The 4,190-nt window shown below is 70.0% G+C and carries 1 protein-coding gene and 2 pseudogenes; all 3 read right to left on the bottom strand.

Features of this window, described 5'->3' with window-relative positions; genetic code table 11:
- Positions 1-127, bottom strand: a pseudogene (locus I53_RS32290) (glutaredoxin); the annotation flags it as partial.
- Positions 128-165: 38 nt separating this feature from the next.
- Positions 166-3,337, bottom strand: a pseudogene (locus tag I53_RS01825) (efflux RND transporter permease subunit).
- Positions 3,334-4,190, bottom strand: an 857-nt coding sequence (locus tag I53_RS01820) for an efflux RND transporter periplasmic adaptor subunit (protein WP_043346028.1), incomplete at its 5' end; no start/stop codon positions are given. The pseudogene I53_RS01825 and the gene I53_RS01820, both read right to left, overlap by 4 nt.

Here is a 4,190-nt window from a genome sequence, read left to right as displayed (position 1 = left end):
GTCAGCAGGTTGTCCTCGACCGCGAAGCCCTGGCGTTCGAGGAGGTCCCTGGCCTTCAGGCCGTAGGGCAGGTGTGCTCGGGCGTGACCATCCGGTAGAGGACGGCCTTGCGGGCCGGTGACGGCATGAGTTGCTCCTTCGATGCAGGTTGGGGCGCCGGCGTCGCTACTCGGCGGCGACCCGGTGATGTGTCGGCTCCTCGACGGCCGTCGCCTGGGATTGGTTGCCCGGCGGCAGCGTCCAGCCCTTCACGAGCGCGTAGACGGCGGGGATCACCACGAGGGTCAGCGCGGTGGAGGAGACCATGCCGCCGATCATCGGCACGGCGATGCGCTGCATGACCTCCGAGCCCGAGCCGGTGCTCCATAGGATCGGGACGAGACCGGCCATGATGGCGACCACCGTCATCATCTTGGGCCGTACCCGCTCGACCGCGCCGACCATGATGGCGCCGCGCAGGTCCGCCCGCGTCGGGGGGCGCTCCTCGCGGCTGCACCCGGCCCGCACCTCGTCCCAGGCGTGGTCGAGGTAGACCAGCATGATCACCCCCGTCTCGGCGGCGACGCCGGCGAGCGCGATGAATCCCACCGCGACGGCTACCGACATGTTGAAGCCCATCCACCACAGCAGCCACACCCCGCCGACCAAGGCGAACGGCAGCGACAGCATCACGATGAGCGTCTCGGTCAGCCGCCGGAAGTTCAGGAAGAGGAGCAGGAAGACGACGAGCAGCGTCAGCGGCACGACGATCCGAAGCCGCGCCTCGGCCCGCTCCAGGTACTCGTATTGCCCGCTCCACTGGAGCGTCGTGCCCTGGGGCAGCGTCACCTCGTCGGCCACGGCCTTGCGCGCCTCGGCCACGTAGCCGCCGAGGTCGCGTCCGGCGATGTCGACGAAAATGTAGACCGCGAGCTGCCCGTTCTCGGTGCGGATCGAGGTCGGCCCCCGCGTCATCTTCACTTTGGCACCTTCCGCAGGGGCACGTGCCGCCGGCCGGCAGGGGCACCTGCACCTCATCGGCGATGGCGCCCGGGTCCGAGCGAAAGGCGCGCGGGTATCGCACGTTGACGGTGTAGCGCTCCCGCCCCTCGACCGTGTTCGTCACGGCCTGCCCGCCGAGCGCCGTCGCGATGACGTCCTGCACGTCGCCGACCATCAGCCCGTAACGGCCCAGCGCCTCCCGGTCGGGGGTGATGTCGAGGAAGTAGCCGCCGATCACCCGCTCGGCGTAGGCGCTCGACGTGCCCGGCACCGCCCGGACGACTGCCTCGACTTGCCGGGCGACCCCCTCCATCTGCTTGAGGTCGGTCCCGAGGACCTTGATGCCGACCGGCGTACGGATGCCGGTCGAGAGCATGTCGATGCGGGCGCGGATCGGCTGCGTCCAGGCGTTCGACACGCCGGGGAACTGCAGCGCCTTGTCCATCTCCTCCTTGAGGCTGGCGAGGGTGACGCCGGGGCGCCACTCCGCCTTTGGCTTCAGGGCGATGACCGTCTCGAACATCTCCATGGGCGCCGGGTCGGTGGCCGTGTTGGCGCGGCCCGCCTTCCCGTAGACGGAGGCGACCTCGGGAAAGGACTTGATGATCCGGTCCTGGGTCGCCAGCAGCTCACCGGCCTTGGTCACCGAGATCCCCGGCAGGGTGGTCGGCATGTAGAGCAGGCTGCCCTCGTCGAGGTCGGGCATGAACTCGGAGCCGAGCTGCCGGGCGGGCCAGACTGTCGCCGCCAGCACGCCCACGGCGAGCAGGATGGTGAGCACCCGCGCCCGCAGGACGCCCGCGATGAGGGGCCGGTACAGCCAGATGAGCAGGCGGTTGAGCGCGTTGCGGTGCTCCGGGACGATCCGCCCGCGCACGAATAGCACCATCAGCGCCGGGACGAGCGTCACCGACAGGAGCGCGGCCGCCGCCATGGCGAAGGTCTTGGTGTAGGCGAGCGGCCCGAACAGCCGCCCCTCCTGGCTCTCCAGGGTGAAGATCGGCAGGAAGCTCACCGTGATGACGAGGAGCGAGAAGAACAGCGACGGCCCGACCTCGCTCGCGGCCTCGACCAGGATCTCGACCCGGGGCTTGCCCGGCGGCGCCCGCTCCAGGTGCTTGTGGGCGTTCTCGATCATGACGATGGCGGCATCGATCATGGCGCCGACCGCGATGGCGATGCCGCCGAGGCTCATGATATTGGCGCCGATTCCGAGCGCCTTCATGCCCGCGAGCGCCATCAGGATGCCGACCGGCAGCATCAGGATGGCCACGAGCGCGCTGCGGATGTGCAGGAGGAACACCACGCAGACCAGGGAGACGACGATGCTCTCCTCGACCAACGTGTGCCGCAGGGTGTCGATGGCCGCCTCGATGAGTTGCGAGCGGTCGTAGACCGGCAGGATCTCGGTGCCGGCCGGCAGGCTCTTGGCCACCTCGGCGAGCTTCGCCTTGACCCCCTCGATGACGCTGAGGGCGTTCGCGCCGAAGCGCTGTAGGACGATGCCGCCCGCGACCTCGCCCTCGCCGTTCATCTCGGTGATGCCGCGCCGCTCGTCCGGCCCGAGTTCGACGCGGGCGACGTCCCGGACCCGCAGCGGCGTGCCGCCGGCGGTCTTGAGGACGATGTTCTCGATGTCGGCGATGCTCCTCAGGTAGCCGCGGCCGCGCACCATGAACTCGAACTCGGACAGTTCGACCGTGCGGCCGCCGACGTCGGCATTGCTCGTGCGGATCGCGTCCCGAAGCTTGTTGAGGGAGATGCCCTGGGCTCGCAGGCGGTTCGGGTCGACGACGACGTTGTACTGCTTCACGAAGCCGCCGACGCCCGCGACCTCGGCCACGCCTTCGGCCCGCGAAGCGCCGAACCGCACGACCCAGTCCTGGAGCGAGCGCAGCTCCGCAAGGGTCCGCTCCTTCGCCACGACGACGTATTGGTAGACCCAGCCCACGCCGGTCGCGTCGGGGCCCAGCGTCGGCGTCACGCCGGCAGGCAGGCGGTTCGCCGCCGCGTTCAGGTACTCCAGCACCCGGGACCGGCCCCAGTAAGGGTCGGTGCCGTCCTCGAAGATCACGTAGACGAAGGACCCACCGAAGAACGAGAAGCCGCGGACCACCTTCGCCTTCGGCACCGTCAGCATGGCGGTGGTTAGCGGATAGGTGACCTGGTCCTCGACCACCTGGGGCGCCTGGCCCGGATACTCGGTGTAGACGATGGCCTGCACGTCCGAGAGGTCGGGGATGGCGTCAAGCGGCAGCGTCCGCAGCGCGAGCACGCCGCCCGCGACCGCGAACACGGTCCCGACCAGCACGAGGACGAGGTTGCGGGCGGACCAGCCGATGAGACGCGCGATCACCGCCTGCCTCCCGCGTTCGCGGCCTGCCGGCCGTCCTTCGGGGCGGCCAGGGACTGGAGCGCCGCCTTGAGGTTGCTCTCGGCGTCGATGAGGAAGTTCGCCGCCGTGACCACCCGGTCGCCGGCCGAGACGCCGTCCCGGATCTCGGTGAAGCCCTCGCCGCGGACGCCGACCTTCACCTCCTTGGGCTCGAATCGGCCCTCGCCCCGGTCGAGGAGCACGACCTGGCGTTCGCCGGTGTCGATGACGGCGTCGTCGGGGACCGCCATCACCGGCTTGGCGTCGCCGGTGTCGATCTGGACCTCGGCGTACATGTCGGGCAGCAGCGAGCCGTCCGGGTTCGGCAGCTCGATGCGCACCCGCGTCGCTCGGGTGTCGGCGTTCACCTGAGGGTAAATCACCGCGACCTTGCCGGAAAAGGTCTTCCCCGGGGCCGAGCGAAGGCGGACGGTGACGGGCTGGCCCACGCGCACCGCGGCGAGGTCGCGCTCGGGCACGTCGGCCAACACCCACATCGTCGAGATGTCGCCGATCCGGAACAGGGTGTCGCCGGCGGCGGCCTTCATGCCCTCGACGGCGGTCCGCTGCAGGACGAGGCCGTCGCGCGGAGAGGACCAGGTGATGGCCATCGGCACCTTCCGGGTGCGCTCCATCTCGTCGATGACGGCCTCTGAGACATTCAGGTTCTGGAGCCTGCGGCGCGCCCCGTCGAACCCCGGGTTGGCGATGAGCTGGGCCGCGGCCGCGTTGATCTCGGGCGAGTAGACGTGGACCAGCGCCTGTCCCTTACGGACGCGGTCGCCGGTGGTGACGTTCTCGACGTGGTCGACGTAGGCGTCGGACCCGGTCGCGA

The sequence above is a fragment of the Methylobacterium sp. B1 genome, from assembly GCF_000333255.1.
In the GTDB taxonomy this organism is placed as follows: domain Bacteria; phylum Pseudomonadota; class Alphaproteobacteria; order Rhizobiales; family Beijerinckiaceae; genus Methylobacterium; species Methylobacterium fujisawaense.
Note: the sequence above shows the minus strand (reverse complement) of the source record. Positions and strands in the feature narration are given on the sequence as shown.